The sequence below is a fragment of the Deltaproteobacteria bacterium genome (genome assembly GCA_016874775.1).
Classification (GTDB): domain Bacteria; phylum Desulfobacterota; class Binatia; order Bin18; family Bin18; genus VGTJ01.
Window position 1 is genome coordinate 1 of record VGTJ01000333.1, and the last position, 2817, is coordinate 2817.

The 2817-nt window shown below is 52.9% G+C and carries 1 protein-coding gene; it reads left to right on the forward strand.

What is annotated here, in order from left to right; all coding sequences use genetic code 11:
• The first annotated feature begins 453 nt into the window (after positions 1-453).
• Positions 454-2337: a hypothetical protein gene (locus tag FJ147_28170; GenBank protein ID MBM4259760.1), complete on the forward strand. Its 1884-nt coding sequence runs from the start codon at positions 454-456 to the stop codon at positions 2335-2337.
• Positions 2338-2817 lie beyond the last annotated feature (480 nt).

The window sequence follows — 2817 nt, forward strand, 5'->3', positions numbered from 1 at the left end:
AAATGTTCTGACCGATTGAGCCGACTCAGTGCGCCGGGTAAAACACCGGCGACTGCGCCGCCGGTGAGGTGCGCCCCGAGTTGGTCGCCGACCGCGCGATTTCCGACCGTTTCCTTGCGGCGCGCAGCGCTCGTCCGGCAAAACCGGCGCAAACTTGCAAAAGTCACGAAAACGATGCTTGCCAACGATCCGTGAAGGCGCAAAATCACAGCCAATGAACCCGACGCAAAAGCAATTCTCCCTGAACCGCGCAGCGTCAAAAAAGCAATTTCCTATCAGTGAACTCGCCCTACAACGACCACACGCCGCTCTCGACGCCCGGTGTGCCCGAGGTGCGCGAATACATCGCCTACGGCGTGCTCAACGACCAGCAGATCGGCCAATCCAGCGACATCGTGAGTGTGACGTTTGGGGGATGACTCAATCAGCTCAACGACAAAAAGAAAGAAAACAATGAATTTGAAAACTATATTGCGTTTACTGCTAGTGGCGTTCCTTGTAATGCAAGTCACCCCTTCAGCTCCGGCTGCATCTATCACCAAAGACGTATTCATCACCGTGGTGCCTTCTGGTGCACAGGTAATTAACAATGGTGTCATGCGAGAATCGGGAGTTCCCTTTCTCAAGGTCCGTTGGGAAAATAAACGGGATTTCGTGGATTATCAAGAGTTCAAGGTTGAGCTTGCCGACTACGAAACGCACACGGAACGGATATCCAATATTGAAGCTGACGCAAAGGAGAAGTGGCTTAAACGCGAGGTCTCACTTCAGCCACTCACAACGAAGGGATCAGTCGCTTTTTCAATCACTCCGAAGGACGCAGTTGTGACTCTAGCAGGGAAAAGGCTTCCAAATCCGGGTGATGCGACCGAGGTCTTGTTTCGTCGCGCCACATCAAAGTCACCTTGGGACAAGCAGCTTGTTTCAATCTCTGCGAATGGCTACTTTCCTCAGACTCTCCTGCTCGATGTGGATTCTTTGAGGACAAGCCCGACAGTAGCTGTTGCTTTGGAGGCCTCTAAGAAAACTGTTCGGGTAAGCATCGAGTGCAACGAGAAGGATGCGAAAGTCTTCTCGAACAACAAACCGATTGGCGCAACACCATTGAGTTACGAGTTCGAATTCTTGAAAGACACGCCAGGCAGCACGTGGACACACCATTTGGTGGTAGTTGAGAAGCCGGGTTTTAGGCGCACCCGAAAAACTGGGACGACGGACGTGCCGCCGGGCGATAACTCACCGTTTTCTGTTCAACTGACACTTCAGATGGCAGAGCAGTCTGGCCGCATACGCGCGGAATTAGAGTCCATCCGATACGTTGAGGTCCCGATTTTTCGAGTTGTTTTCGATGCCTCGGGCCCTTGGTTCCAGGCGCGAAGCAGTCTTTCAGACCTACTCCCTGCCAACGACCCCGCGGAAAAGGTCTCCGAATTCGATGCGGGGGCATTGGTCGATACAAGGCTGTCAATAATGCCGAATGGGATACACGTGATGTATTCCAGGCCGCGCTCGAAGATTCCGGCGGAGTTTATTGAACAGCCTGCAGCGATGGGAAATTTCTTCATGAATATTTGGGTATTACAAGGTGGCGCCGAAAAACTTGTCACAGATGAAAGATTCAGTGACTTAGATCCAACTATTTCAGCCGACGGACAGGTGGTTTATTTTGCGGCAAATCGACTTAGAAAGGACAGATTCAATCTGTGGTCTGTTCGCGTTGACGGAAAGGGTGGCGTTACAAAGATTACTGAGAGTTGGTCTTCGCTGGTGGACTCCGAACCGGCATTAAACCAGGATGGAACGCGAATCGCATTTACACGTGTGCTTGAGGGCAGAAAGGAAAAGTCAATCTGGACATGTAAAACAGATGGTTCCGAGCAAAAGTCACTGCGGCACGGTGAGAATCCGGCTTGGTCTCCAGATGGGAAGCGTTTGGCGTTTGTTGCCCCAGATGAGGAAGGGTCTAGCAAAATCTGGATTATGGATGAAGATGGCTCAAAGCCAGCACGTGTCTCTAGGGGAGCCGGAAATCGTCGGCATCCTGTGTGGTGTCCGGATGGAAACAGAATCGTTTTTTGCTCAGATGAAACACGCAATGAAGAAGGTAATCCGACTTGGAACATTTGGCTCATGGACGTGAATGCGTCTACCCCTCCTGTCCAACTAACGCGGAGTGGTTCGCACCATGAGCGCCCAGCGGTCAGCAGCGATGGGAAATATGTGTATTTTTTGACCAACCGCGGAGCCATTAAGGAACGCGAGCCTTTCTTGCAGATATTTCGAATCGAATTGGAGAAGGTGAACGCCGGGGCTGCACCTCGCCAGGCGAAGCCTTGATGACCGTTTAGGCAAGAAACAGGTTGGCCTTCAACAATTAGGCCCGCGGCATTGCGTAGCACGAGAATCGTCGCACCTCAGTAACATTCCCGAGGACTAACAATTCGAACCATGAAACACATGCTCCGCTTAGCGCTGGCGCTCCTGGGGGCGCTGATTCTGTCCGCCACTCAAGCCAACGCCGAGACCTGCAACAAGTGCAGAGGCTCAGGCACGAGCAACTTCAAGTGCTCCTCGAAAAGGTGTCAGTCCCGGCTATTGGTGAATTTAGAGGTTGCGCATTCCTCCTTGATTGGCGGGTCTCGCCGCCATGCCGCGCCAACTTCGAGTGCAGTATCCCGGGGCCATCTACCACGTCATGAACCGGGGCGACCGGCGGGAGGAGATTTTCAAGGATGCCCCGGATCGCGAGCGGTTCATCGAAACCTTGGGTGAGGCATGCGGGAAGACCGGCTGGCAGGTGCATGCCTATTGCCTGAT